24 protein-coding genes and 1 riboswitch are annotated in these 25592 nt (G+C 72.0%); of the genes, 16 read left to right on the top strand and 8 right to left on the bottom strand.

The window, feature by feature from the left end; translation table 11 throughout:
- The first annotated feature begins 286 nt into the window (after positions 1-286).
- The 3 genes from ABZT18_RS09360 (at position 287) to ABZT18_RS09350 (ending at position 3454) form a co-directional block, all read left to right on the top strand.
- A complete protein-coding gene (locus ABZT18_RS09360) occupies positions 287-994 on the top strand; it encodes a hypothetical protein (protein ID WP_354993963.1) in 708 nt (235 codons plus the stop codon).
- A 235-nt stretch (positions 995-1229) separates the two neighbouring features.
- Complete coding sequence (locus ABZT18_RS09355; protein ID WP_354993964.1) at positions 1230-2486, top strand: hypothetical protein; 1257 nt, start codon at positions 1230-1232, stop codon at positions 2484-2486.
- A 104-nt stretch (positions 2487-2590) separates the two neighbouring features.
- Entirely contained in the window at positions 2591-3454 is an 864-nt protein-coding gene (locus ABZT18_RS09350; protein ID WP_354993965.1) for an alpha/beta fold hydrolase, read from the top strand.
- 34 nt (positions 3455-3488) lie between these two features.
- Here ABZT18_RS09350 and ABZT18_RS09345 read toward each other — a convergent pair whose 3' ends face one another.
- Complete coding sequence (locus tag ABZT18_RS09345) at positions 3489-3659, bottom strand: hypothetical protein (RefSeq protein ID WP_184183828.1); 171 nt, start codon at positions 3657-3659, stop codon at positions 3489-3491.
- A 263-nt stretch (positions 3660-3922) separates the two neighbouring features.
- On the opposite strand from ABZT18_RS09345, the gene ABZT18_RS09340 reads away from it, so the two are divergent.
- Positions 3923-4552: a hypothetical protein gene (locus ABZT18_RS09340; protein ID WP_354993966.1), complete on the top strand. Its 630-nt coding sequence runs from the start codon at positions 3923-3925 to the stop codon at positions 4550-4552.
- 169 nt (positions 4553-4721) lie between these two features.
- On the top strand, positions 4722-5093 hold the full coding sequence (locus tag ABZT18_RS09335; RefSeq protein ID WP_354993967.1) for a hypothetical protein: 372 nt from the start codon (positions 4722-4724) through the stop codon (positions 5091-5093).
- A 32-nt stretch (positions 5094-5125) separates the two neighbouring features.
- Here the strand turns inward: ABZT18_RS09335 and ABZT18_RS09330 are convergent, their stop codons facing one another.
- On the bottom strand, positions 5126-6043 hold the full coding sequence (locus ABZT18_RS09330) for a DUF72 domain-containing protein (protein ID WP_354993968.1): 918 nt from the start codon (positions 6041-6043) through the stop codon (positions 5126-5128).
- A 108-nt stretch (positions 6044-6151) separates the two neighbouring features.
- On the opposite strand from ABZT18_RS09330, the gene ABZT18_RS09325 reads away from it, so the two are divergent.
- Complete coding sequence (locus ABZT18_RS09325) at positions 6152-6682, top strand: DinB family protein (RefSeq protein WP_354993969.1); 531 nt, start codon at positions 6152-6154, stop codon at positions 6680-6682.
- A 110-nt stretch (positions 6683-6792) separates the two neighbouring features.
- Here ABZT18_RS09325 and ABZT18_RS09320 read toward each other — a convergent pair whose 3' ends face one another.
- Positions 6793-8856, bottom strand: a complete 2064-nt coding sequence (locus ABZT18_RS09320) for a glycogen debranching N-terminal domain-containing protein (RefSeq protein ID WP_354993970.1) — start codon at positions 8854-8856, stop codon at positions 6793-6795.
- Positions 8853-9278 carry an SCP2 sterol-binding domain-containing protein gene (locus tag ABZT18_RS09315; protein ID WP_354993971.1) on the bottom strand — a complete coding sequence of 142 codons (426 nt, stop codon included), beginning with the start codon at positions 9276-9278 and terminating at the stop codon, positions 8853-8855. The genes ABZT18_RS09320 and ABZT18_RS09315 overlap by 4 nt, the downstream gene beginning before the upstream one ends.
- Positions 9279-9441: 163 nt before the next feature.
- Here ABZT18_RS09315 and ABZT18_RS09310 point away from each other — a divergent pair, with 163 nt between their 5' ends.
- The gene (locus ABZT18_RS09310; RefSeq protein ID WP_354993972.1) at positions 9442-10488 is read left to right on the top strand and encodes an NAD(P)-dependent alcohol dehydrogenase; all 1047 of its coding nucleotides are present in this window, start codon (positions 9442-9444) and stop codon (positions 10486-10488) included.
- A gap of 19 nt (positions 10489-10507) precedes the next feature.
- Here ABZT18_RS09310 and ABZT18_RS09305 read toward each other — a convergent pair whose 3' ends face one another.
- A complete protein-coding gene (locus ABZT18_RS09305; protein WP_354993973.1) occupies positions 10508-11017 on the bottom strand; it encodes a DinB family protein in 510 nt (169 codons plus the stop codon).
- A 77-nt stretch (positions 11018-11094) separates the two neighbouring features.
- Between ABZT18_RS09305 and ABZT18_RS09300 the strand changes: the two genes are divergently transcribed.
- Positions 11095-11610 (top strand): 2'-5' RNA ligase family protein, encoded by a 516-nt coding sequence (locus tag ABZT18_RS09300; RefSeq protein ID WP_354993974.1) that lies wholly within the window; start codon positions 11095-11097, stop codon positions 11608-11610.
- Between the two features lie 210 nt (positions 11611-11820).
- A complete protein-coding gene (locus ABZT18_RS09295) occupies positions 11821-12012 on the top strand; it encodes a hypothetical protein (RefSeq protein WP_354993975.1) in 192 nt (63 codons plus the stop codon).
- 16 nt (positions 12013-12028) lie between these two features.
- Here the strand turns inward: ABZT18_RS09295 and corA are convergent, their stop codons facing one another.
- On the bottom strand, positions 12029-13159 hold the full coding sequence (corA, locus tag ABZT18_RS09290) for a magnesium/cobalt transporter CorA (protein WP_354993976.1): 1131 nt from the start codon (positions 13157-13159) through the stop codon (positions 12029-12031).
- 231 nt (positions 13160-13390) lie between these two features.
- On the opposite strand from corA, the gene ABZT18_RS09285 reads away from it, so the two are divergent.
- The 4 genes from ABZT18_RS09285 to ABZT18_RS09270 all read left to right on the top strand — a co-directional run bounded on the left by ABZT18_RS09285 (position 13391) and on the right by ABZT18_RS09270 (position 18264).
- Positions 13391-15340 carry an amino acid transporter gene (locus tag ABZT18_RS09285; protein ID WP_354993977.1) on the top strand — a complete coding sequence of 650 codons (1950 nt, stop codon included), beginning with the start codon at positions 13391-13393 and terminating at the stop codon, positions 15338-15340.
- Positions 15341-15426: 86 nt separating this feature from the next.
- Positions 15427-15538: riboswitch (SAM riboswitch) on the top strand.
- A 273-nt stretch (positions 15539-15811) separates the two neighbouring features.
- Positions 15812-16699 carry an ABC transporter substrate-binding protein gene (locus tag ABZT18_RS09280; RefSeq protein ID WP_354993978.1) on the top strand — a complete coding sequence of 296 codons (888 nt, stop codon included), beginning with the start codon at positions 15812-15814 and terminating at the stop codon, positions 16697-16699.
- 45 nt (positions 16700-16744) lie between these two features.
- Positions 16745-17521, top strand: a complete 777-nt coding sequence (locus tag ABZT18_RS09275) for an amino acid ABC transporter permease (protein ID WP_354993979.1) — start codon at positions 16745-16747, stop codon at positions 17519-17521.
- Positions 17518-18264 (top strand): amino acid ABC transporter ATP-binding protein, encoded by a 747-nt coding sequence (locus ABZT18_RS09270; RefSeq protein WP_354993980.1) that lies wholly within the window; start codon positions 17518-17520, stop codon positions 18262-18264. The genes ABZT18_RS09275 and ABZT18_RS09270 overlap by 4 nt, the downstream gene beginning before the upstream one ends.
- A gap of 28 nt (positions 18265-18292) precedes the next feature.
- Here ABZT18_RS09270 and ABZT18_RS09265 read toward each other — a convergent pair whose 3' ends face one another.
- A complete protein-coding gene (locus tag ABZT18_RS09265; protein ID WP_354993981.1) occupies positions 18293-19864 on the bottom strand; it encodes a Na+/H+ antiporter in 1572 nt (523 codons plus the stop codon).
- A gap of 116 nt (positions 19865-19980) precedes the next feature.
- Positions 19981-23355, bottom strand: a complete 3375-nt coding sequence (locus ABZT18_RS09260; RefSeq protein ID WP_355250899.1) for a BTAD domain-containing putative transcriptional regulator — start codon at positions 23353-23355, stop codon at positions 19981-19983.
- Positions 23356-23493: 138 nt separating this feature from the next.
- Here ABZT18_RS09260 and ABZT18_RS09255 point away from each other — a divergent pair, with 138 nt between their 5' ends.
- The 3 genes from ABZT18_RS09255 to ABZT18_RS09245 all read left to right on the top strand — a co-directional run bounded on the left by ABZT18_RS09255 (position 23494) and on the right by ABZT18_RS09245 (position 25584).
- Positions 23494-24372, top strand: coding sequence for an alpha/beta hydrolase (locus tag ABZT18_RS09255; RefSeq protein WP_354993983.1), 879 nt, complete (start codon positions 23494-23496; stop codon positions 24370-24372).
- 370 nt (positions 24373-24742) lie between these two features.
- Positions 24743-25192: a hypothetical protein gene (locus ABZT18_RS09250; protein WP_354993984.1), complete on the top strand. Its 450-nt coding sequence runs from the start codon at positions 24743-24745 to the stop codon at positions 25190-25192.
- Positions 25189-25584 (top strand): hypothetical protein, encoded by a 396-nt coding sequence (locus ABZT18_RS09245; RefSeq protein WP_355250896.1) that lies wholly within the window; start codon positions 25189-25191, stop codon positions 25582-25584. Before ABZT18_RS09250 ends, ABZT18_RS09245 begins: the two co-directional genes overlap by 4 nt.
- Positions 25585-25592: the final 8 nt, after the last annotated feature.

Raw genomic sequence — 25592 nt, 5'->3', positions numbered from 1 at the left:
CGACATCAGCCGGCGTGGCGCGCCGCAGCGAGCCTAGCCCGAGGCTCGGACAACTCCCGGAGGACCTACGCGACCCGCCGCGCGTCAGCCCTCGAACGTGAGCCAGAAAACAGTACGCCGGCGGGCCGGACCAGCTCGGCGGCGGCGTTCGCGGGGCCACGGAGGGGCCGGCCGGTCGGTACTCTGACCGGCGATCGCGTCTGGTCCGACACCGGCGCGGGGCGGGAGCCGACATGGACGAGACCGAGACGACCTGGCGGCCTCGGCGCCGTCCACCACCCCGCTGATGATCACCGCAGGTCACGCCGGGGAGATCCAGGACCCGAGCGGGGTACGCCCCTGGAGCGCCCTCGGTACGCGGGCCCGGCGGTGGCTGCTCGCGGGCACCCTGCTGGCGGGCCTGCTCGTCGCCGTGGCGCTGACCGCGGCGGCCGCCCCCGCCGACCGGACGTTCGCCACGCTCTCGGACACCGTCCAGAGCCTGATGTCGGTCATGACACCGCTCTTCGGCATCCTGCTGGTGCGTGACCTGCGACGCGCATCCGGTGCCGTCCGCGTCACCCCGACCCTGGTGGCGGTGGGCTTGCCGGCCGCCGTCATCGGTGTCTTCGGGGTGCTGGTCTGCGCCGTGACGCTCGCCCTCACTCCGGTGGTCGCCGACCAACCGTGGCGGCACGCCGGGATCGTCGCGCTGGGCAGCGTGCTGGTCCAGCTCGTCGCCGGGCTGGTGGGCGTCGGGCTGGGGCTGCTGCTGCGCTCGCCGGTCGTCGCGTTCCTGGCCACCGTCGTCCTGCCCCTGGGCCTGTACGCGCTGCTGGGCGGCGTGGACGCTCTCCGTCCCACCCAGGCGTGGCTGACCCCGTACGGCAGCGTGCGCAACCTGCTCTCGGGAGACATGAGCCTGCTGCGGTGGGCGCAGTGGCTCTGCGTACTGCTGATCTGGGGTGTCGGTCTGAACGCCGCTGGTGCCGCGTTGCTGAAGCGGCGTCGATAGCCCGACCGGTAGGTCGTTCAGCGTGGCAGCAAGCGGGCTCCAGAGGTCGTCCAGCTCTGGGCGGAGCGCGAACACACCGTCCACGTCGAACGCGTTGCAGTAGTACCCGGGCCTGGAGGTCCGGGGGCATGTCTTTCATCGAACGATTCTGTTACGGGCCATTGACGCCCGTCGCACGAAGGTGATCTGATCGCGCCCTCAGAGAAACTTTCATCTTTCGATGGATGGGAGCCCCATGCTCAAATTCCGGCGTACCGCGCTCGCCGCGGGACTCACGATCGCCATGGCCGCGTTGTCGACCGCCGTCGCGCTGCCCGCACCGGCGACCGCCGCACTGCCCACCGCCGCGGTGGCGCTCGGAGACAGCTTCATCAGCGGGGAGGGCGCCGGGGCGTACACCCCGGTGGTCGACGTCAACGGTGTCGCCCAGGGCTTCCCCGGCTGGACGGCGGCCAACAACAACGCGTACTTCTGCCACCGTTCGGCGAACGCCTCGCTGAACAAGGCCAACCTGCCGGGCATCCAGAACCGGTTCAACCTGGCCTGCTCCGGCGGCCAGCCACACGACATCGCCAACGCCTCGCAGGCGCGGACCAACGGTCGCACGGTGGCCGCGCAGCTCGCCCAGCTCCGCGCGGTCGCGCAGACCCAGGACATCGACCTGGTGCTGATCGGCCTGGGGTCCAACAACAGCTCGTTCACCTTCGGCAGCGTCGCGGAGAAGTGCGCCAACCGGTTCATCGCCGACGCCTGGACCGGCTGGTGGGAGTTCTGGGCGTACCTGGGCGGGCCGGTGGAGCAGAAGCCGTGCACCGACGCCGACCTGGCCACCCCCGCACAGGTCAGCGCCGCGACCGCGGAGACCACCGCCGCGGTACGCCAGTTGCTGACCACTCTCGACCAGGTGGACGCGGACGGGCAGCACCGGGTGGTGTTCCAGGACTACACGAACCCGCTGCCGTTTGACCTGAACCCGGCGTTCCACACCGAGGACAGCCGGGATGACACCCGGGACAAGTTCCGCGACCTCGGGGCCGAGCGGTACGCGGCCGGTTGCCCGATCCACCGGGCCAGCCTCGCCCCCGGGCACCGTTTCTCCCAGGGTCTGGGCACCATCGTGAAGACCACCCGGGACACGTTGGCCACCGAGTTCCCCGCCGACGACCTGGTCTACCTGAACGTGCAGCGGGCCTTCGACGGCGCGCGGCTCTGCGAGTCGACGACCAGCCCGACGGGCTCGCTGGCCACCCCGATCCGCTTGCAGGACGGCGCGACCGGCACCTTCGTCACGAGCCTCTCCGGCAAGGACAAGATCGACATTCAGCGGATCGCCAACACCTGCGTCAGCTACTTCCAGACCTGCCAGGAGTCGTGGCACCCGAACGCCACCGGGCACCAGGTGCTCGGTCAGTGCCTGGCCGGCGCAGCCGCCACCAGCGCACGATCGGTGACCTGCGTCCGGGCCAGCAACGGGGCGATCTCCGTCTCCTGACCCTGGTCGTCCTTCGGAGGGCTCCGCCACCTGGCGGAGCCCTCCGTCGCGTCCGACGACACCTGCGGATACCCGTCGGTAACCTCGGGCCGTAGGCTGGGCCCGTGAACGGGGACCCGGAGTACGCGCAGGAGTTCGTCGACATCGCCGGCGGTCGGCTCGGCGTGCAGATCTATCCGGAACCGGCCGGTCCAGCCGGCGCGCCGGTGGTCGTGATCTGGCCGGCGATGGGGGTACGGGCCCGCTACTACCGGCCGTTCGCCGCCGCGCTACGCGCCGCCGGGCTGGCCGTGGTCGTCGCCGACCTGCGCGGCACCGGGGCGAGCACCCCCGCGCCGAGTCGCGCCGACCGACACGGCTACAGCGAGCTGGCCGACGACGTCGGCACCGTCCTGGCCGCGCTCAAGCCACGACTGGACGGCCGCACCCGGCTGCTGCTCGGGCACTCACTCGGCGGGCAGGCCACGCTGCTGCACCTTGCCCTGCACGGCGCCGACGCCGTGGACGGGCTGGCGCTGGTCGCGGTCGGGATCCCCTACTGGCGAAGCTACCCGGGCCGGCGTGGCCTCGGAGTGCTGCCGTACACCCAGGGGATCGCCGCCACCGCGGCGCTGCTCGGGGTCTGGCCGGGCTGGGGCTTCGGCGGCCGGCAGGCGCGCGGCGTGATCCGCGACTGGGCGCACACCGCGCGCACTGGCCGTTTCCCCCAGCTGAATGGCACGGACACGGAGGCGGCGGTACGCGCGGTACGGACACCGGTGCTGGCCGTCAGCGTGGACGACGACCAGTACACCCCGCACGAGACCATGGACCACCTCTGCGCGAAACTCACGGCAGCCCCGGTGGTCCGGGAACGGTACACAGTGGATCAGGCCGGCGCGGCGCTGGACCACTTCACCTGGGTCCGCGCGGGCGCCCCGCTGGCGCGGCGGATCGCCGATTTCGCTGGCGGCCTGCCGCCCCGCTGAGGTCGTCCCGGCCGGTCGGCGTACGACGGTCGACTCACTCGTCCTGGTCCAGCGGCACCAGCTCGCCGTCGCGCTCCACCTGGATCTCAGCGTGATCCTTGCGCGGTGCGACCTCCGCGGTGTTCTTGTGTGGGTCGTTGTCCGGGTGCATGAGCACCGCGTCTGTCTTTGGGGTCTTCTCCCGGCTCTCGTCCGGCTGCGACATCGCGTTCCCCTCTCGTCGGCGTCGCTCGGGATCTACCCGCCACCGCGCGAACGACTCCTGCTGGCGGCGATGCGGCACGTCCAGCCGTGACCATGATCGACACCGTATCGCCGATGTAGGGGTAGCGCGGATTCGTGATACCCCCATGTCGCGTAAATGGAGTGGATCGTGCCCGGGGGGGCGCGGATCGGCCCGCCCGGCACGGGGTTAGCCGCCCGACCGGCGGGTAAGCCGCTGCGCCCGACACGGCGGAAGGGGATCACATGTCCGAACGGCATACCGCACTGCGCTCGATGCACGATCTGGGCCTGGCGGCCTGGTTTGGCGGCTCCCTGATGGGGGCGCTCGGCGTCAACAGCGCAGCGGCGAAAATCAGCGACTCGACCCAACGGCTCCCGGTCGCCTCAGCGGGGTGGTCCAAGTGGACCCCGGTGAACGCGGCGGCGATCGGCGCCCACCTGGCTGGCGCGGTCGGCGAGCTGGTGACGGAGAGCCCACGGGTGGCCGCGCAGGCAGGGGTGGCCCGGGCCAGCACGATCAAGACCGCGTTGACCATCGGCGCGCTCGCGGTGACCGGCTACAGCCGGTTGATCGGCATGCGGTTGGAGAAGGCGGGTGGCCCACCGGTGAACGGCACCACTGAGCCGAACCACCAGACTCCGGCGAGCGTGGCCTCCTCGCAGCGGCAGATGAAGCTGCTCCAGTGGGCCGTCCCGGCGCTGACCGGGACCCTGGTCGTGGTCACCGCGTACATGAGTGAGCAGCAGAAGCCCGGCCAGGTGTTCCGGGGGCTTCTCGGCCGGGCCGGCGGGATGAAGAGTGCCCCGATGAGCATGATCAAGATGGCGGGAATGAGCAACGGCAAGCGGCCGATGGCGATGGCCGGACGCTGAGCGTCGGGCCGGTCGGCGTCCCACCGCCACCTCGACGGCGGGGCGCTGGCCGGCCCTGCGCGATCACCGGCGTGACGACGAATGTCGTGCGGCGACACCGGGCGGGCAGGCCCGGCCCGAGGACGGCACAACGACCGCCGGTAGCGGCGGACCGACGAGCGGGGTGGCCATGACGGCACACAAGGGACGCGGCGGCGACAACGACCGGCTGGAGCCGGAGGCGACCAAGCCGTGGGGCACCAGCGACGGCTTCGACGCCGACGCGCCCTGGGGCACGGACGAGGACTCGCCGATGGACGAGGGCAGCGAGGAGACCGCGGTGCCCGAGGGGCGGCGCGGAGAGCGGCGCGCGGGTGCCCCGGCGGGCCGGTCAGACCCGGCGGGCCGGCACGGCTTCGGCTCGGTGGAGCCGACCCGTACGACGATGGCCGGGCCGGGCGCCCCGCCGGACCCGGCACCCAGCGGCCGGACCTTCCCCGACGACGCCGAGATCGGCGAATCGACCCAGGACGCACTGCGCAGCCGGGGCCGACGCTCCTGACACCCCCGACCACCGCGCCGCGTGCGCGACCATCAACCGGTCGACGTAGCCGGGGCCGGAACCGCCCGATCGGCGATCATCGTCTCGGTGAGCAGTTGCGCCAGCCGGGTGGCGTCGCGTTGGGCCTGACCGGCGCAGCAGTTGTTGAACAGCACGTGCAGGTCGTCCGCCGGACCGGCGAACTCGGCCAGCAGCCCGGCCCAGTGCCGAAGCTCGTCCTCGGCGTACGCGTACCGGAACTTCTCCTGCTTGTCGCCGTCACGCCAGGCGTCGCTGTGGCCGTGGAAGCGGACGATCGCCGGCTCCGCCGTCATGGTCAGGATCGGTGGCACCGACGACGGATGCCCCTGCGGCATGTCGACGCAGACCAGTGACAGGTCGTGCGCGCGCAGCAGGTCCAGAGTGTCCGCTGCGGCCAGGCCGTCGAACCAGGACCCGTGCCGCAACTCCACCCCGACCCGCCAGGGACGGCAACGCTGCGCCAGCTCGACGATCCGGCGTTCGGCCGCGGCACCGCGTGCCAGCCAGGGCGGGAGCTGCAACAACACCGTGCCCAGCTTGCCGGCCCCCGCGATCGGGTCGAGGGCCGCGCGGAAACGGGCCCACAGCTCGTCGTACGCCGGCTCCGGCAGATCGCGGCGGCGGATCCGGCTCGGGCCGGCGGCCGGGCGCAGGTCCCGGGGAAGCGCGGCGACCGGCGTCGGATGACCGGTGAAGAGGCTGAACGCCTTGACGTCGAAGGTGAAGTCGTCCGGTGTGGCGTCGACCCAGCCCTGTGTGGTCTCCGGTGCGGGGATGGCGTAGTAGGACGTGTCCACCTCGACCAGCGGGAACCGGCCGGCGTAGAAACCCAGCCGACGGGCTGGCGTGTTGGCCGAGCGCGGGTACCACCCGGAGCGCAGCAACGACTGGTCCGCCCAGGACGACGTTCCCACCTTAATGACACCCATGTCATTCAGTGGACCGCCGTTGGCGAGGATCGGCAACCGCTGGCGACCCAACGCCGCCCTCGTGTGGAGCCCGGAAAGTGTCGGTGCCTCGTCCTACGGTGACACCGAGTGAATATCGAGGAAGGGCGGCACACCATGACCAGCACGGAGCAGCTCACCGGTGAGCGGGCCGACCTGCTGCAGGCGCTCCGCCAGCACCGGGGTTTCCTCCTGCGGACCGTCGACGGGCTCACCGACGAGCAGGCGGCCACCCGCAGCACTGTCAGTCAGCTCTGCCTCGGCGGTCTCGTCAAGCACGTGGCCGGCACCGAGCACCGCTGGATGCTCTTCGCCGTGGGCGGCGCGGAGGCCATGCACCGCGAGCCTCTCGACTGGGCCGATCAGTTCCGGATGGCGCCGGGCGAGACCCTCGCCGGGCTGATCGAGCGGTTCCAGGAGGTGGCCGACCAGACTGACGAGCTGGTCGCGACCCTCGACCTGGACGCGTCGCACCCGCTGCCGCAGGAGCCCTGGTTCGAGCCGGGGGCGAGTTGGACGGTCCGTCGGGTGCTACTGCACCTGATCGCCGAGACGTCCCAGCACGCCGGGCACGCCGACATCCTGCGGGAGTCGATCGACGGCGCCAAAACCATGGGCTGAGGCGGCCCAGCCTCCGCCGACGATCCCGCGCCGTCCACCCCGCCTGTCACCTCCGGTCCCCGGCGGGGCTGATGTGGCACCGCGCAGGTGGGCGGGGACGGGGTGGGGGTTCAGCGGAGGCGGCCGCGGGGTTCGTGGTAGGCGGTTCGGTCTCTCGCATAGGCGTCGGAGTTGCCCCAGCGGCCTGGGATGTCCAGCAGCTCCAGTCGACCGAAGCCCCGGGGCAGGGCCGGGTTCACCAGCAGGTTGTCGCCGGTGGGTCGCAGCCCCAGCGTGGTGCCCAGCAACATCAGCAGCGCCCCCGACGACCACGACTGGGGGCGACCGGCCGACGGCAACTGGACGGGATACTTCGTCAGGCTGCGGTCATAGCCGGCGACCAGCTCCGGCACTGCCCTACCGAGCGTCTGCGCCAGATCGAAGATACCGCCCGCGATCCGGGCCGCCTGCGTGTCCAGGCGGTAGTGGCGCAGCCCGGCGGCGATCAGGGCGTTGTCCGACGGCCACACCGCGCCCAGATGTGCGCCCATCGGGTTGTACGTACGCTGCCCGGCGGCGAAGGTGCGCACACCCCAGCCGCTGAACAATCGCGGTCCGACCAGGTGCTCGGCGACCGCTTCCGCGCGGTCGTCCGTGACGATACCGCTCCACAGCAGATGCCCGATGTTGGATGACAGCGCGTCGACCGGCTCGCCGTACGGGTCGAGCGCCAACGCGTAGTACTCCCGGTGTGGCAGCCAGAAGTCCCGGTTGAAGCGGTCCTTCAGCTCGGCCGCTTCCCGCTCCAACCGGTCGGCGTACGCGGGGTCGCCCCAGAACTCCCGGGCCAGCCGGGCACCGCGCCGTTTCGCGTCGTACGCGTAGCCCTGCAACTCGCAGGTGGCGCGTGGAAACGCGGGTTGCCGGCCGTGTGCGTCGGCGATCGCATCCGGGGTGTCCTTCCAGCACTGGTTGATCGTGCCGTCCCGCTCGTTCCGGCGCTGGTAGCGCACGTAGCCGTCACCGGTCAGGTCGCCGTACTCGTCGATCCAGTCCAACGCCATCCGAGCCGGGTGGCGCAGCTCGCGGACCAGGTCCGCGTCACCTGACCAGCGCTCGTACTCGTCGAGCAGGACGACGAAGAGGGGGGTGGTGTCGGCTGCGCCGTAGTACAGCGCGTTCGGCCGGTCGCCGAACGCGGCCGACTCGCCGTAGCGGAGCTGGGTCAGGATCTTGCCCGGCTCCTCGTCGTGCTGGTCGTCGAGCTGACCGCCCTGCAACATCGCCAGCATCCGCAGTGTCGCGGGGGCCAGCTCGGGGGTGAACGCCACCGTCTGCAGGCAGGTGATGATGCTGTCCCGCCCGCACAACGCCATCGCCCACGGCAGGCCACCGACCGGCACCCGCTCGCTGTGCGACAGCGGCATGTACCGCAGTGCCGCCAGGTCGGCCAGGCTGCCCCGATACGTCTCCTCCAGCCCGTTCCGCTCGGCCACCAGGTGCGGTGCCCGGTCCAGCCAGTCCGCCAGGTCCTCGCTCATTCCCGCGCGGACGGCCTGCTGGTGCGACTGCAGGCCGGCGCGCATGTCCCGGCCATCCTCGCCCCGAATGGTCATCGTCACGTGCAGGTCGGTCTCCCATTGCCCCTCGGGGGCGACCTGGATCCGGAACGTCATACCCCCCTCGTCCACCTCGACGGGAGCGTTGCTCTGCACCGTGGTCTCGCGCGCGAACCGCTCCCGCTCGTAGCGCAGCACGAGTTGGTGGCCCGCGGAGTCGGCGACGACCTCGACGGCTCGCCCGCTGCGCTGCCCAATCTCGGCGATGTCGGTGAAGTCGCTTCCCATCTCCATCCGCACGGTGAGCTCGGCGGGTTGCGACGAGTGGTTGAGCACGGTGATCTTCTCGTGGAAGCAGTCGTGGATCGAGCGGTGCCGGATGACCGACACATCGGCATCGACGTAGTGACTCGCCGCGCCCGGGACCAGAAAGAAGCGGGTCTCGAAGTACGTCATGTCGTCGCGGGAGAGCGCGTTGAGCCGTTCGCCGTCGACGCTGAGCACCCAGCGGGACAGGAAGCGGGTGTCGAACGCGAACAGACCGACCGGCGCCTTCGGATCGAATTCGATGTCACCCTGGGCGTCGCTGATCGCGAACGCGTTGCCGGCGATGACGTGTACCAGTTCCTGCCTCACGACCGCTCATCCCGACCGTCCACCGAAACCCGAGCGTCCACCGCGGCACGACCGTCCAGCGCGGCCCGAGCCAGCTCGCGCGGATGACGGGCGCCGGTCGGCCCGGGAAAGATCCGCCGCAGCAACATCAGCAGGCGCAGGTCGCCCTGGACGGTCAGCTCGTTGCGCAGCAGAGCGCTGGCCACGTGCATCTCGCCGCTCGCCATCTGGTCGTAGACCCTTCGGTCCGCGCGGACCATCAGCTCGGCGTCATCGTCGGAGCGGGTGACCCGGACGTGCTGGTCGGCGATGGTCAGGTACCAGTGGTCGGTGCAGCCGTCGCCGCGTACGTCCAGCCGCAGCGTGCCGGCCGTGGTCTCCGGCAGGTCGGGCCGCCGGCCGGGGTCCAACTGTTGCAGGTACTGCGCCACCGTCGTGCCCATCAGGTCCCCCTCCCCACGGCTCCTCGGAGGATCACCCACGCCGGGGTGAGCCCGGTTCACCCGGAACGGGTGAGCGAACCCAGCAGGGCGGGTTCACCTGGGCCGTTTGCTCAGCGGGGAGGTGGGGAGCCTGCGGTCAGGCCGAGAAGAATGGGAGAACCGGATGCGCGCGCTGCGATTGCGGGAGTGGAAGTCGGAACCAGAGTTGGTCGAGGTCCCCGATCCAACGCCCGGGCCGGGACAGGTGGTGGTACGGATCGGCGGTGCCGGCGCCTGCCATTCCGACCTGCACCTGATGGACGAGTTCGAGCCGGGCGCCATGCCCTGGAACCCGCCGTTCACCCTGGGTCACGAGAACGCCGGCTGGGTGCACGCCCTCGGCGACGGCGTGACCGGGCTGACGATCGGCCAGCCCGTCGCCGTCTTCGGACCGTGGGGCTGCGGCACCTGCGCCCGCTGCCGCGTCGGCGTCGACCCGTACTGCGAGAACCCGGCCGGCGCCCCGGTGCCGGGTGGGGGCGGCGGGCTCGGCCTGGACGGTGGCATGGCCGAGTACGAGCTTGTCCCCGACGCGCGACACATCGTGCCGTTGCCGGACGGGTTGGATCCGGTGGACGCGGCGCCGCTGACCGACGCCGGCCTGACCCCGTACCACGCGATCCGGCGGTCCTGGCCGAAGCTGCCGCCGGGCAGCACGGCCGTGGTGATCGGGGTCGGCGGGCTGGGACATGTGGGCGTTCAGATCCTCAAAGCCACCACGGCGGCCCGCATCATCGCCGTGGACACCCGCGCCGAGGCGCTGCGGCTGGCGCAGGAGTGCGGCGCCGACCAGACCGTCACCTCGGGCGCCGACGCCGCCGAGCAGATCCGGGAGGCCACCGGGGGCCGGGGTGCCGATGTGGTGCTCGACTTCGTGGGCGTGGACGCCACCCTGGCGCTCGGCGTGGCGGTGGCCCGCACCGTGGGCGACCTGACGATCGTGGGCATCGGCGGAGGCACAGTGGGGGTCTCGTTCTTCTCCGTGCCGTACGAGGTGAGCATCGCGACCACCTACTGGGGCAGCCGTCCCGAGCTGGTCGAGGTGCTGGAGCTGGGTGCCCGGGGTCTGGTCCGGCCGAAGACCACCACCTTCGCGCTGGACGACGCCCTCGACGCGTATCAGCAGATGCGCGACGGGACGCTGGAGGGCCGGGCCGTGATCGTGCCGTGAGCCCGGCGGACGCCGTCGGTCAGCCGGCCTCGATCAGACCGCGCACGTAGGCGGCCTGGCCCACGTGCTGCTGGTCGTCCTCGGCGATGCTGACGAGGCGCACGCCGAGGGTCACCGGCGGATCCCACGCCTCGTCGACCACGCGGTCCAGGTCCGCCGGTCGCAGGCCGGCCAGGAACGATCCGGTACGCGCCGCGACGGCCTCGTAGTAGTCGATCAGCGCCTGCGCGCTCTCCGGCCGTACCCCTGCGACCTGCGCCGGCGAGTGGCCGTAGCCGGTGTTGTCCGGGTCGTCGGTGAGCCCGAACCGACCCGCCCAGTCGCCGCTCACCCAGACCTGGTCGGCGTCGAGCAGGTCGGCGACGTGATGGTCCTGGACTCGGGTCAGGTGCCAGACCAGCCAGCCGACCGGGTTGGCGCCCGGGCCGGGTGCCCGGTGCAGCTGCTCCGGGGTGAGTCCGTCGACCGCCGCCCGGACGAGATCAGGCAGTCGGCCGTATGTCTCGGTCAACAGGTCACTCACGTCCACGGGTCACGCCTCCTGGTTGGTTTCCGATCAGGTACCGCCGACACGGGCGATCAAACCTCGGCCACTACGGTGATCAGGTGGTCGCGGCGTTGGAGCTGTATCTGGACCCGGACGCCACCCGGCGGATCCGGGTGCTCTGGGACGCGCTGGAGGCCGAGGGCGTGCAGAGCATGCGGTCGCTGTGGGAGCAGCGCCACCGGCCACACGTCTCGCTCGCGGTGGCGCCCCGTTTCAACCCCGAGCAGGTCGCCGAGGCACTGCGCGGGACCGTCGTGGCCGCCCCGCTGCGACTCGACTTCCAGCACGCCGGGCAGTTCGTCGGGCGGGTGCTCTGGCTCGGCCCGGCACCCACCCCGGAGCTGCTGACCCACCAACAGATGGTGTACGACCGGCTCGCCGCCGCCGGCATCCCCCTGGCCGAGCACTACCAGCCGGGCCGCTGGGTGCCGCACTGCACGCTCTCCATGCGGGTGCCGAACGCGCTGATGGCCGCCGCGGTGCGGCGCTGCCTCGAGGTGTTGCCGCTGGCCGCGACCGTGGTCGGCGCGGCGCTCACCGACCACGCGCGCGCTATCGCCCACCCGCTGCTCTGACCCGACCACATCGACCGGCACCCTAGAGGAAAATGTCCGGTTTGGCAGGCGACAGTCGGGAAACCGAAAACATGCGGTGGTGATGCGGCCTGGCGTGGGATGGTTCGACCTGGATGCCGTACCGGTGGTGACCTGCCCGAGCGCGGGTGACCCGGGCGGTGGCGCGGGCGCACCTCGTGCCGCCGAGGGCGGCCTCGACGAGAAGGGGCAGTGCCTATGCAGGCTCAGCGCAGGCCACCGCGCGCGGAGCGGAGCCAGACCCGGGACGACCGGACCGGCGGCGGCATGACCGGGGCGGCCACGCCACTGACGATCTGGGCGGCCGCCGTCCTGCTCGGCCGGATCGGTGCCGGCGACGACGACGTCGAGGACGAACGGCACATCCTGCGCGGCATCGAGTGATCCACCGCCGCGCGGTTCACAGCCAACCGCGCCGCTTGAAGATCACGTAGAGGGTGCCGCAGACCAGCAGCATCAACAGCAGCGCGAACAGGTAGCCGAAGCGCCAGTTCAACTCCGGCATGTGGACGAAGTTCATCCCGTAGACCGTGCCGATGAGCGTCGGAGCGAAGAGGATCGCCGCCCAGGACGAGACCTTCTTCAGCTCCTCGTTCTGCGCGTAGCTGGCTGCGGTGAGGCTGCGCATCTCCTCGTTCTGCTGCTGCGAGACCAGGGTGGCGTTGACGGTGAGGATGTTCTGCAACAGGTGCCGGAAACCGTCCACCCGCTCCACCACCTGGGTCAGGTGGTCGGTCACGTCACGCAGGTAGCGGCGCAGTTCCTCGTCGGTGCTGGCGCTGCCGGCGCCGTCGGCCAGCGCGCCGAGCACGATGAGCAGCGGGCGGGCGGCCCGCTGAAACTGGATGACCTCCCGGCTGAGGCCGTAGATTCGCCGGCTGGCATTCGGGTCACCGCCGAACACCTGGGTCTCAATCTCGTCGATGTCGTTCTCCAGCCCGGCCACCACCGGCGCGTACCCGTCGACAACCTCGTCGAGGATCGCGTACAGGACCGCCTCCGGACCCCGGGCGAGCATCTGCGCCTCGGTCTCCATCCGCCGCCGCACCGCGGCCAGGTCGGGGGCCTCACCGTGCCGGACGGTGACCACGAAGCCGGGCCCGATGAACAGGTGCAGCTCGGAGAACTCGACCTCCTCCCGCAGGTCGTCGTAGCGGGCGGCGCGCAGCACCACGAACAGCGTATGCCCGTACCGTTCCAGCTTGGGCCTCTGGTGGGCGTTGATCGCGTCCTCGACCGCCAGGTCGTGCAGGCGGAACTCCCGGGCCAGCGAGGTGATCTGGTCGATGTCGGGCCGGTACAACCCGATCCAGGCCATCGCGCCGTCCTGGTCCTGCAGGCAGCGGTACGTCTCGGCGAGGCCGGACGGTGAGGCGAACCGGTGCCCTCGGATGTAGACCGCGCTGTCCACCAGGCCGCCGGCGGGCGGAGTGGGTGACTCCGTCGGTGGCGGCACGCCAACCCTTGTCTCGTACTGGTCGAGTTGGCGACCGAAGCCACCACCCGGGCGGAACCGACGGCCGCCGACCATGACCCGCTCCCCCTTCCCGGGGCCGCCCGTCCGGCGGCCTCCCGGCCCACACGGGGGCAGGTCGAGGTGGACGCCGGGAGGCGCTGCTTCCCCCCTGCCTCCGGCCCGAAACCCCGACGCGCCGCTCGCCCGGACGCCCACAACGGGCGGGTTCCGCGCACCGGCGGACGGGTGCCGGCCCGCCGACGGATACTCGCGGTGACCATGGGCGGGACGACGGGGGTAGCGCCGATGGAGGTCGACAGGCGCGCCGGCCGGCGGACCGACCGGCTGCGGAGCTGGCTGCTCGACGACCGGTCGGAGCGACCCGTGCCGCAGGGCCTGCACGTCCGCCCCCGGGAGCAGCGGCACCACCCGTGGTGGAAGGTGATGTGCCTGACCGGCGTCGACTACTTCTCGACCCTCGGCTACCAGCCGGGCATCGCGGCGCTGGCCGCCGGGGCGCTGTCGCCGGTGGCCACCCTGGTGCTGGTGTTGGTGACGCTGCTGGGCGCGCTGCCGGTCTACCGCCGCGTGGCGGTCGAGAGCCCGCACGGTGAGGGTTCGATCGCGATGCTGGTACGCCTGCTGAGCTACTGGCCGGGCAAGCTGTTCGTGCTGGTGCTGCTCGGCTTCGCGGCCACCGACTTCATCATCACCATCACGCTGTCCGCGGCCGACGCGACCGCGCACCTCGACGAGAACCCGTTCTGGCCCAGCGGCCTCAAGGGCCACGAGGTCCTGCTCACGCTGCTGCTCGTGGCGCTGCTCGGCGCGGTGTTCCTCAAGGGATTCGGCGAGGCCATCGGGATCGCCGTCGTCCTGGTCGCGATCTATCTGACGCTGAACGCGGTGGTGATCGCCGACGCGCTGTGGCAGGTGGTGACCCATCCGAGCGCGGTCAGGGACTGGACCACCACGCTGACCACCGGGCACGGCGATCCCCTGATGGTGGTCGCGCTGTCCCTGCTGGTGTTCCCGAAGCTGGCGCTGGGCCTGTCCGGTTTCGAAACCGGGGTGGCGGTGATGCCACACATCCAGGGGGACCGTCAGGACTCGGAGGATCGGCCGCTGGGCCGGATCCGGGGCGCGCGTCGGCTGCTCACCACCGCCGCCGTCACCATGAGCGTCTTCCTGATCACCAGCAGCGTGACCACCACCGTGCTGATCCCACCCGAGGCGTTCCAGCCGGGCGGCCCGGCGAACGGTCGGGCCCTGTCCTTCCTGGCGCACCAGCACCTCGGTCAGGTGTTCGGCACCGTGTACGACCTGTCGACCATCGGAATCCTCTGGTTCGCCGGGGCGTCGGCGATGGCCGGTCTGCTCAATCTCGTACCCCGTTACCTGCCCCGCTACGGCATGGCGCCGACCTGGGCGCGGGCCATCCGGCCACTGGTGCTGGTGTTCACCACGGTGGCGTTCCTGATCACGGTCGTCTTCCGGGCGAGCGTCGACGCGCAGGGCGGCGCGTACGCCACCGGTGTTCTGGTGTTGATCACCTCGGCGGCGACGGCGGTGACCCTCGCGGCACGGCGGCGCGGGCAGCGCGGCCGCACGGTCGCGTTCGGGATCATCGCTGTGGTGTTCGTCTACACCACTGTGGCGAACGTGGTGGAACGTCCCGACGGTGTGAAGATCGCCGCCTGCTTCATCGGTGGGATGATCGTGGTGTCGGCGCTGTCGCGGGTGATGCGGGCCTTCGAGCTGCGGGTCGACCGGGTCGACTTCGACCCGGTCGCGACGGCGATCATCGCCGAGCGGAGCGAGCGTCGGATCCGCCTCATCGCGCACGAGCCGGAGCGGCGCGACCTCACCGAGTACCGCGACAAGCTCGCCCAGGCGGTGGCGGACAACGACTTCCCCGACGACAGCGACGTCATCTTCGTCGAGGTCCATGTCACCGACCCGTCGGACTTCGAGACCGGCCTGCTGGTGCGCGGCAGCGTGGCGCACGACCGCTTCCCGGTGCTCAGCCTTGCCAGCTCCTCGGTGCCGAACGCGCTGGCCGCCATGCTGCTGGAGATCCGCAACCGCAGCCGGCGGCGCCCACACATCTACTTCGAGTGGACCGAGGGCGGCCCGGCCCGCAACGTCCTGCGCTACCTGGCGTTCGGGCAGGGCGAGATCGCCTCGGTCACCCGGGAGATCCTGCGCCGCCAGGAGCCCGACCAGACGCGCCGCCCACACGTGCACGCCGGCTGACCTGCGGGCCACGCGTCGGGCGCGGACGGTGAGCGTGGTCATATCGACTGGACGAGCGGCTGGTTTCTGCTGCTAACCTCGGCGCAGGTCATGAGTGCCAGCGCGAAGCCCCGGCTTGCTGGCCGGCAACCCTCCTCCGCGGTGGGGTGCCCCGGGTGAAGACCAGGCACCGGCACGACGTCGGTGCAAGCGTGGCCTGGCACCCAGGTCAGCACAGACCCGGGAGAGCCATGCGCATCCTCAGCACCGCCCCACCGACCGACGTCGCGGAATTCCCCGCCGGTTGGCCTTCGCCCGCACTGACCCGGCGACGGCACGTGGACATGATGCGAATGTGCAGCGCCGCCTGTCGTCGCGGCACCGCGCACTAGCGCACCCCTCTTCCCGAACCCTCCCCAGCGGTACGCCCATCGGGCGCACCGTCGGCGGCGCACGCCCGTGCGCGCCGAGACAACCCTTTCGGAGACACCCGTGCGATTCCTTCCTGCCCTGACCCGCGCCGCCGCCCTGGGCGCGGCCACGATCCTGGCCGCCACCGCGCTCACCGCCTGCGGCGGGGACAGCTCGTCCGACGCCACCGCCAACCCGTACGGCCTGTCCCAGCCGGGCGTGCTGCGCGCCGGCACGCTGACCGACGCACCGCCGAACGTGTACCTCAAGGACGGCACGTTCACCGGCTTCGACAACGACCTGCTGACCGCGGTGGCCGGGAAGCTCGGCCTGAAGGTCGAGTTCGTCGGCACCGACTTCTCCGCGCTGCTCTCCCAGGTCAACAACCGCAAGTTCGACGTTGGCAGCTCCTCGATCACCATCACGGAGGCGCGGAAGAAGACCGTCGACTTCGGCAACGGCTACGACTTCGGCTACTTCGGCCTGGACGTCCCGGCCGGCTCGCCGATCACCGACTTCGACCAGCTCGCCGGCAAGCGGGTCGTGGTGGTGCAGGGCACCGTCCAGGACGACTACGCCACGGGCAAGCAGCTCGACCCGGTGCGGGTGCCGGACTACAACGGCGCGATCAACCAGCTCAAGGCCGGCACGGCCGACGCGTGGATCGCTCCGGCGGAGATCGGTGAGAAATCGGCCGCCGACAGCAAGGGCAAGATCACCGTGGCGGCCAAGCAGCTCAGCCCGACACCGACCGCGTACGCCGTCGCCAAGGGAAGCGACAAGCTGCGTGCGGCGCTGAACAAGGGCCTCGACGAGGTCATCGCGGACGGCACCTGGAGCCGGTTGCAGGCGCAGTACTACCCGGGCCGGCCGGTTCCGGAGGACTTCAAGCCGGGCAGCGGAACGGTGGCCGTGCCGTCAGCGTCCGCGTCGACCGTGCCGTCGGCGTCCGCGTCGACCGTGTCCTGAGGCGTACCCGGTGACGAGCGAGCAGGGCGGTAGGAGAGGCGACCGATGGATCCGTTGAGCACCATGTGGGAGACCTTCTTCGACTGGGACGCGATGCGCGAGGCGCTGCCCGAGATGCTGACCGTCGGGTTGCCCAACACGCTGATCCTGGCGGTCTCCGCCGCCCTGCTCGGCTCGGTGCTGGGCCTGCTGCTCGCCGTCGCGGGCATCTCCCGCAGCCGGTGGCTGCGCTGGCCGGCGCGGGTCTACACCGACGTGTTCCGAGGGCTACCGGCCGCGGCGACGATCCTGCTGATCGGCGTCGGGCTGGCCCCACTGGGCATGCGGGTCTGGGGACCGGACCCCTACCCGCTGGGGATTCTGGCGCTGTCGCTCATCGCGGCGGCGTACATCGGGGAGATCTTCCGCTCCGGCATCCAGTCGGTGGAGGCCGCCCAGTTGGAGGGCGCCCGTGCTCTCGGTTTCTCCTGGGCCGACGCGATGCGGCTGGTGATCATTCCGCAGGGCATCCGGCGGGTGCTGCCGGCCTGGGTGAACCAGCTCATCGCGCTGATCAAGGACTCCAGCCTGGTCTACTTCCTCGGCCTGGTGGCCAGCCAGCGGGAGCTGTTCCGGATCGGGCAGGACTACGCGGCCACCACCGGCAACGAGTCCGCGCTGCTGCTGGCCGGCCTCTTCTACCTGGCGCTGACGGTCCCGCTGACGCACGTCGTCAACTGGATCGACCGGCGGCTGCGCAACGGTCGGCCGGCTAGCGCGCCGACGGACGAGGACGACGACACCTCGTCGGCGCTGCCCGCCGCGACGGAAGGGAACCGATGATGACCACCGCCACGACCACCTCGGTCAGCCTCGACGTCCGCGACGTACACCTCGCCTTCGGGCCCAACCGGGTGCTGCGCGGCGTCGACCTCACGGTGCCGCGCGGCGCGACGGCCTGCGTGATCGGCCCGTCCGGGTCGGGCAAGTCCACCCTCCTGCGCACCATCAACCGGCTGATCGAGCCGGACCGCGGCGACGTGCTGCTGGACGGGCGCAGCGTGCTGGGCGACGACCCGGACGCGCTGCGGCAGCGGGTGGGGATGGTCTTCCAGCAGTTCAACCTCTTCCCGCACATGAGCGTGCTGCGCAACGTCACCCTCGCGCTGCGCCGGCTCCGCAAGCTCGGCGAGGACGAGGCGGAATCCGTCGCCCGGGCCCAACTGGAGCTGGTGGGGCTGGCCGGAAAGGCCGGCTCCCGGCCCGCGCAGCTCTCCGGCGGTCAGCAGCAGCGGGTGGCGATCGCCCGGGCGCTGGCGCTGCGGCCCGAGGTGATGCTCTTCGACGAGGCGACCTCGGCGCTCGACCCGGAGCTGGTCAAGGGCGTGCTCGGGGTGATGGCCGACCTGTCCGCGGCAGGTATGACCATGGTGGTGGTCACCCACGAGATGGGCTTCGCCCGCCAGGTCGCCGACACCGTCGCCTTCATGGACCGGGGCGTGGTGCTGGAGGCCGGCCCACCCGAGGCGATCTTCGAGCGGGCCGAGCAGCCTCGGCTTCGCCGGTTCCTCGCCCAGGTGCTCTGAGCCGCGCCGGCAGGAAGGCCGCTGACGATCAGTCGTTGGGCCCGCGTCCCAGCAGCCGGATCTCCTCGTTGTCCAGAGCCTCCTGGACCTCCTGCAGCACGAGGTCGTCGATCTCCCGGTTGTCCCGCAGGCGGGTGACCTCGCGCCGTTTGTGGGCGAGCACCCTGAGGCGCAGTTGGCGTTCCAGGCGGCGTTCCTCGCCGGTACACCCGCTGCTCTCGTTGACGTCCTCCAGGTGCCTCTGGTATTCGGCGCGCAGCCGACGCACCGACTCCTCCTGGGCACCGAGCTCGGCGGCGACCTGGGGCAGAACGGCCAGGCCCGCCTCGGTGGCCTGCCGCCGAGCATGCCGGGTTTCGTCGATGCGTTCCGGGTCGCCGACCAGCCCTGCCCAGCGCACCACCAGCGGCAGGGTGGTGCCCTGGATGAGCATGATCAGAACGATCACCAGCGCGGTGACGAAGATGATCAGGTCGCGTTCGACCACCGGTCGACCGGCGACCGTCACCGTCGGGACGGCCAGGGCGGCGGCGAGCGACACGGCCCCCCGGAAACCGGACCAGCCGGCGACGGTCCCCACCCGCCAGCTCGAGGGACCTCCGCCGTCGTCCACCATCCGGCGGCGCAGCCTCGCCGATTCCGCCGTCAGGTAGATGAAGAGCAGCCGGGTGGCGACGACGACCAGGGTGACCACCAGCACGATCACCAGAGCCCGCCGCGGCGAGGTGCTCGTGACGCCCCGCACCGCCCGGGGTATCTGCGTACCGAGCAGAACGAACAGCCCGCCGTTGATCAGGAACGTGGACAGGTCCCAGAACGCGTACGCCAGCACCCGGGACCGGGCGCGGATCACCCGTGGGCCGGCGTAGGCCAGCACCAGGCCGGCGACCACCACCGCCAGCACACCGCTGGCGTGCACCGAGTCGGCGAGAAGGAAGGCGCCGAACGGTGTCAGCACACTCAGCGCGCCCTCGCGCAGCGGATCGTCGAGCCGCTTGCGGATCAGCACCACGGCGCCCCCCACCAGCAGGCCGGCGAGCACGCCGCCGACGCTGGCTCCGACGAACTCCTCGCCGATGCCCAGCACGCCCGGCTCCGCACTCCCGGTGAGCAGGCCCACGGCCACCGCGAAGACCACCAGGGCCGTACCGTCGTTGATCAAGCTCTCGGCGTGCAGGGTGGTGAGGAGCTTCCGGGGCAGCCGTTTGGCGAGACCGGTGACCGCGGCGGCGTCGGTCGGCGCGAGGACCGCGCCGAGCACCCAGGCGGCGGCGGGGTTCACCCCGAACGCCTGTGCGGTGAACGACACCGTGACCATGGTGAGCACCACCAACACCACGGCGAGCAGCCCGATCACCGGCAGGTTGGCCCGGATCTCGCGCAGGCTGATGGTGAGGCTCTCCCGGTACAGGATCGCCGGCAGGAAGATCAGCAGCACCAGGTCCGGTTCCAGGGTCAGCTCGGACAGCGGCGGCGTCAGCCCGAGCAGCACCCCGAACGCGATGAGCAGGACCGGCGGGGCGACCCGGTACCGACCGCCGAGGGTGGTGCCGACCAGGACGGTGACGCCCAGCACCACGATCAGGACGAGCCCCTCCACGGCGTACCCCCTCGATCGTCCGCCGACGGTGACACGCACGCCGGTGGTTCAATCTGACCGCACCCGCCGGTTGGTTCCGACGGAAACCGGCAAGTCGCCGTGGGCAGCGGTGGCGGTCAGGGCGAGGCGGCTGCGGCGCGGGCCCGGGCGGTGACCGCGCGGGCCGCATGGCGGTGCCCGGCCGCTTCCTCGTCGCGGCCCAGAGCGTCGGCCAGGTCGGCGAGGTGCCCGGCCACCGGGCCGACGGTGAACACCCCGCTGCCGGCGGCCAGTTCGTCGGCGGCCGGCAGCAACTCGGCGTAGACCCGTTCCATCGTGACCCGGTCGCCGAGGGCGCGCGCCGCCCGGCCGACGAGGCAGAGCCGCGCCTCCCGCAGCAGATCGTGCGGCCCGTCCGGAAGAGTCCGCAGGGCGGCTGCGGCACCGTCCCGGTCGTCGTCGGCGAGGAGCAGCAGCGGCCGGACCCACAGCTCGTGCGGACCCCAGTCCAGGCCCGACCAGTCGGCACCGCCGGGACCGGGGATCGGCCGGTCGGCACCCCCGGGCCCGGGGATCGGCCCGTCGGCACCGCCGGGCTGGTCGCCGTCAGTGGCCTCGGCCAGGCGCAGGCCGAGCAGGGCGAGCGGGAGCAGCCCGCGGGTCAGGCCCGGCATGCTGTCGGCGGTCAGACGGTCGGCAGCCGCCCGGTACGCGTCCGCCGCCGCGGCCGACTCGCCGTCCAGCGCCAGGCGCAGTGCGGCGTACCACCGGGTGAAGACGCCGACCAGCGGCAGCTCGTACCGTTCGGCGAGGCGGTCGGCGGCGCGGGCGTGCGCATCGGCGCCGGGCCGGTCGGCCAGCGCGCAGTGTGCCTGCACCAGGACGAGGTGGCCGAGCACCTCGAAGGTCACCAACTGGTGCCGGGCGGCCAGGTCGACCAGTTCGGCGCCGATCCGGGCCCGGGCAGCGGCCAGACCGACGTGGTGGAAGGCGTGCATGAAGCGGGCGTTGAGCGCGAAGGCCAGCAGCCCCGGGTCGCCGACGGTCCGGGCGATCGTCTCGGCCTCGTCCGCCGCACGGCGGCCACGGTCGGTGGTGGTGCCGCGCAGCTCCAGCGCGAGGGTGCTCAGCAGCCGGCTGCGCTGCGCGGAGCCGGTCGAGCCGAGAGCGGTCAGGGCGTGCTCGGCGGCTCGGACGATCCGCCCGGAGAGCAGGTCGTCGTCGTTGCGCGTCCAGATGGCCGGCACGTCGAAGCCGGCCAGCACCTCCTCGATCAGCCGGGGGTCGCCGGCGGACTCGGCGGCGCCGATCGCCTCGGCTCGCCGCTGCCGCGCCTCGGCCAGCCGACCCGTCACGGCCAGCGCGCGCCCCAAACCGAGCAGCGCGGTCAACCGCTCGCGCTGCTCGACGCCCTCGGCGTGGTCGTACGCGTCGATCGCCTGCCCCCACAGGCGGGCCGCCTCATGCGGGTTACCGCCCCGTTCGGCCTGATCGGCGGCTGTGCGGGCATACGCCGCAGCGCGACCGGCAGCGACCGGTCCACCTGCGCGTAGCAGGTGGTGCGCGAGGGCAGCGGGTTCGATGGGAACCCGTTGTCGCAGCACCTCGGCGACGGCCGCGTGCCAGGCTGCGCGGCGCGGCGTGGACAGGTCGGCGTAGAGCGTGTCGCGGACCAGGATGTGGGTGAAGCGCAGCCGCCCGTCGGTCTCCCGCTCGGTGAGGAAGCCGGCCTGCAGGGCGCGGTCCACGGCGTCCAGCACCACCGACGGGTCACCGGCCAGCGTGCTGAGCACCTCCGGGTCGAGGTCCCGGCCGAGCACGGCTGCCTGCCGCAGCACGGTACGGGTCGGCGCGGACAGCTGCGCCAACCGGTGCCGGATCACGTCGCGCACCCCGGGCGGCACCGCGGCCAGTGCCGCCTCCCCCTCGCCCGCGTACAACTGGGCCAGCTCGCGGACGAAGAACGGGTTGCCGCCGCTGCGGTGGTGGATCAACTGGGTGGTGTCCGGATCCAGCGGCGCCCCGACGACGGCGCGGGCCAGCTCGCCGGTCGCTGGTGCGGAGAGGCCGCCGAGATACTCCCGGACCGGTTCCAGCCCGGCTGCGCGGGCCAGGGCGGCGGTCAGCTCCGGGCTGATCTCGGTGGCCCGGTAGGTGCCGAGGATCAGCACCGGCCCGGCGGCCGGCTGCGGGCCGGTGAGCAGGGCGGTCAGCAGGTCCAGGGTGTCACCGTCGGCGCGGTGCAGGTCGTCGAGGACCAGGAGCACCGGCCCCCGGTCGGCGACCGCCGAAACCAGCGACGCCACGGCATGGTGCCGGCGGAACCGTGTGACGGCGGGGTCACCCGAGCCGTCGGCCGGCCCGTCGGCCTCGACGACGTCGGCCGGCCCGGCGAGCGCGTCGGTGACCTGACTCCACGGCCAGGCAGCCGGTGCGCCCTCGTACTCCGGGCTGCGTCCCCACGCCGTGGTCCAGCCCTCGGCGGCGAGCCACCGGGTCAACGTCTCGGCCAGCGCGGTCTTCCCAGCGCCCGGGTCACCGCTGAGCAGCGCGAGGGTGGGCTGGCGGCGTTGAGAGGCGACTCCGGCGGCCCGCCGCAGTCGGTCCAGTTCCGCATCGCGGCCGACGAACGGACGCTCCCGCGCCGGGCCCGGCCGCGCCGTAGACGGCCGCTCCGAATCCGACCCAAGAGGGCTGGGGGTGGCGGTGCCTTCGAGAGGCGAGGTGAGGTGCGGTGCCTGGGCCAGGATGTCGGCCTCCAACCGCCGCAGCTCGGGCCCCGGGTCCACGCCCAACTCGGTTACCAGGACGTCCCGGGCCTCGCGCAGCGCCGCCAGCGCGTCGCCCTGCCGGCCGGCGCGGTACCGGGCCACCGCGAGCAGCCGCCAGGCGTCCTCGCGCAGCGGATAGCTGGCCAGGTGGGCCGGCAGGTCGGCCGCGGCCTCGTCCGGCCGGCCCAACGCCAGCAGCACCTCCGCTCGCCGCTCGACCGCGAGCATCCGCAGCTCGTCCAGCCGGTTGATCTCCGCGACCGCCCAGGCCTCGTTCGCGCAGTCGGCGTACGCGGGCCCGCGCCAGAGCCCGAGTGCCGCGTCCAGCGCGGCCAGGGCCGGCGCTGGACGTCCCGCCGCCAACAGTCGGCTCGTTTCGCCGACGGCCGCCTCGAACTGACCGGCGTCCACCGCGGCCGGGGCGACCCGCAGCACGTACCCGGGTGGCTCGGTGACCAGGATCCGGGGCGGCTGCCGGGGCGGTCGGTCAGGTTCCAGGGCCCGGCGCAGGTCGGCGACGAAGGTCCGGATCGCGCCCACCGCGCCGCCCGGCGCGACCTCCCACAGGTCGTCGACGAGACGATCCACCGGCACCACCCGACCGTGGGCGATCAACAACCGGGCCAGCACCAGGCGCTGCCGGTGCCCCCTGAGCGCGACCGGGCCACGCTCGGTCGCCGCGGTCACCGGCCCGAGTACGCCGAACGCCACCGCGACAGGTGCCGTCGGCTGCCTGGTCATGGCACCAATCTAGGCGCTCGGCCGGCCCGCACTCATTCGACGCTGATCGTCCGCTGATCACCGCCGAGCAGGCTCGATGACGTACGACGGCGACGGGCCACCGCCCCAGCCGGCACTGCTCACCAGGAAGGTTTCCCCGTGGACCCCAGGATCAACGGATTCGACTACCGGCGTGTCACCGTCGCCGACGGTGTCACGCTCAACGCCGCCGTGGGCGGTTCCGGGCCTGCGATCGTGCTGCTGCACGGCTTTCCGCAGACCCATCTCATGTGGCGGCACGTCGCGGCCGATCTGGCCGCCGATCACACCGTCATCTGCCCCGACCTTCGCGGCTACGGCGACAGCGACAAGCCCCTCGACACTGACGGCAACGGGTACGCCAAGCGCACCATGGCCGCCGACATCGTGGCGCTGGCCGGCGCGCTCGGCCACGAACGGTTCGCCCTCGCCGGGCACGACCGGGGTGCCCTGGTGGCGTTCCGCGCCGGTCTCGACCATCCGGCGGCGATCACCCAGCTCGCCCTGCTCGACGTGCTGCCGACCCTGGACATGTGGGACGTGCTGCACGGCACCACCGCCGCGGTCGCCTTTCACCTGTACCTGATGGCGCAGCCGCCCGGCCTGCCCGAAGAGCTGATCGGCGGCAGCCCGGACGCCTTCTTCGGCCATTTCCTGGACGTGTGGACCCGCGATCCGGAGGCGCTGCCGGCGGACGTGCGGGCCGCGTACCTGCGCGCGTCCCGGAACGCGGTCACCTCGATCGTCGCCGACTATCGGGCGTCGGCCGGGATCGACGTCGCCCACGACACCGCAGACCGGGCGGCCGGTCACCAGCTGAGGATGCCGGTGACCGTGCTCCAGCAGGACTGGGGCGCGGCGCTCGGCTACGACGCGGCCGGGCTGTGGCGGTCGTGGGCGCCGGACCTGACGCACCAGACGGTCACCTGCGGACACTTCATGGCCGAGGAGTCACCGGCCGAGGTGGTCCGGGCGCTGCGCGCCCTGCTCGCCCGTTGATCGATCGGCGGCCCGGTCGCACCAATGTCACCCTGGGTAAGATATAAGACACTTAATGTCACGGGTTGGTCGGGGCGGCCGGATCGCCGCGCTCCACCCCACCCACCGCACGCCGATCGGGCCGATATTGGCTCTGACCAGCGGAAACGCGACGTTACACCAGGTGGACGCCAACCGGTCATCGGTGCTACACAGGCAGATATCGGCCAGCCAACGACGGCGAGTCGCTTCACCTCCTCGACCAACGACCGACCACCCCGCAACGCACCATCGGGCTTCGCCGCACAGACCGCCACACCACGGTCGACCCACCGAACGGCACCGGCCCACCGGCCGCTGCTGGATGACGGCCCTCGACCAGGGAGTTACCGTGGGGCACCTGCGTTTCCGATCCCAGCGCCAGCCGTACGAGGTGGCAGTCCTGGCCGCGGCACCCGTCTGCGGCATTCTGATGGCGACCCTCGATGTCCGACCGACCTCCGTGCAGACGGCCATGCCCGTGCCCATTCAGATCGCCTGGGAGGTCGGTCTGATCGCGGTGGGCGTGGGCGGGCTGCTGGGCATCCTGTGGCCCGGCCGTCTCTCCACCGGGCTCGGCGTCGAACTCGCGTCGGTCCTGGTCCTCGGCACGATCACCGGCATGTACGCGGTGGCCCTCGTGGCCATGTCGGGCCGACAATCCTTCGCCACGGCGTCATTCGTCGTCGCGGTGACGGTCGGATCGCTCTGGCGGGCCGGGCAGATCGCCGTCGACCTGCACCGCCTGGCCCGGGCCTGCGAATGCGTGAGCTACGAACAGCTACAGGGAAGTGTCACGTGAATACCTCCCCGACGCCCGCCGCGCCGCCCTGGGTGCAGGTGGCGCTCAGTGTGCTCGGCATCCTCGGCGGAGGCACCGGCCTGGCCGCGATCGCCGCCGTGGTGTCGCAGCGGGGCAAGTTCAAGGCCGACGCCGCCGACACCCTCACCGAGGCCGCCCTCACCCTGGTGCAGCCATTGCAGACTCGGATCACCCAGCTGGAGGGCGAGGCGCTGAACGCGCGATCCGAGCTGGGTTTGCTCCGCGAGCAGGTCAACCAGTTGCAGTTCGTGGTCCGGGTGCTCACCCGGACGCTGGACCGGTGGCGTGCCGCTATCCGCGCGCCCGACGCCACCCTGCGTAAGGTCCGAGCGACGGTGGCGGAGAGCGACCGGTCGCCCGAGGCGCGCTGACCGGTGCC

Source organism: Micromonospora sp. NPDC005291 (assembly GCF_040607415.1).
Taxonomy (GTDB): domain Bacteria; phylum Actinomycetota; class Actinomycetes; order Mycobacteriales; family Micromonosporaceae; genus Micromonospora.
This window is presented reverse-complemented; position numbering and strand designations above follow the sequence as displayed.

Bases quoted from the DNA above. Each gene is read 5' to 3' on its own strand.
- ABZT18_RS09310 (WP_354993972.1), top strand. From the start codon at position 9,442: ATGCGCGCGCTGCGATTGCGGGAGTGGAAGTCGGAACCAGAGTTGGTC.
- ABZT18_RS09285 (WP_354993977.1), top strand. From the start codon at position 13,391: ATGGAGGTCGACAGGCGCGCCGGCCGGCGGACCGACCGGCTGCGGAGC.
- ABZT18_RS09275 (WP_354993979.1), top strand. From the start codon at position 16,745: ATGGATCCGTTGAGCACCATGTGGGAGACCTTCTTCGACTGGGACGCG.
- ABZT18_RS09335 (WP_354993967.1), top strand. From the start codon at position 4,722: ATGACGGCACACAAGGGACGCGGCGGCGACAACGACCGGCTGGAGCCG.
- ABZT18_RS09345 (WP_184183828.1), bottom strand. From the start codon at position 3,659: ATGTCGCAGCCGGACGAGAGCCGGGAGAAGACCCCAAAGACAGACGCG.
- ABZT18_RS09360 (WP_354993963.1), top strand. From the start codon at position 287: ATGATCACCGCAGGTCACGCCGGGGAGATCCAGGACCCGAGCGGGGTA.
- ABZT18_RS09315 (WP_354993971.1), bottom strand. From the start codon at position 9,278: ATGGGCACGACGGTGGCGCAGTACCTGCAACAGTTGGACCCCGGCCGG.
- ABZT18_RS09270 (WP_354993980.1), top strand. From the start codon at position 17,518: ATGATGACCACCGCCACGACCACCTCGGTCAGCCTCGACGTCCGCGAC.
- ABZT18_RS09355 (WP_354993964.1), top strand. From the start codon at position 1,230: ATGCTCAAATTCCGGCGTACCGCGCTCGCCGCGGGACTCACGATCGCC.
- ABZT18_RS09340 (WP_354993966.1), top strand. From the start codon at position 3,923: ATGTCCGAACGGCATACCGCACTGCGCTCGATGCACGATCTGGGCCTG.
- ABZT18_RS09330 (WP_354993968.1), bottom strand. From the start codon at position 6,043: ATGGGTGTCATTAAGGTGGGAACGTCGTCCTGGGCGGACCAGTCGTTG.
- ABZT18_RS09260 (WP_355250899.1), bottom strand. From the start codon at position 23,355: ATGACCAGGCAGCCGACGGCACCTGTCGCGGTGGCGTTCGGCGTACTC.
- corA (WP_354993976.1), bottom strand. From the start codon at position 13,159: ATGGTCGGCGGCCGTCGGTTCCGCCCGGGTGGTGGCTTCGGTCGCCAA.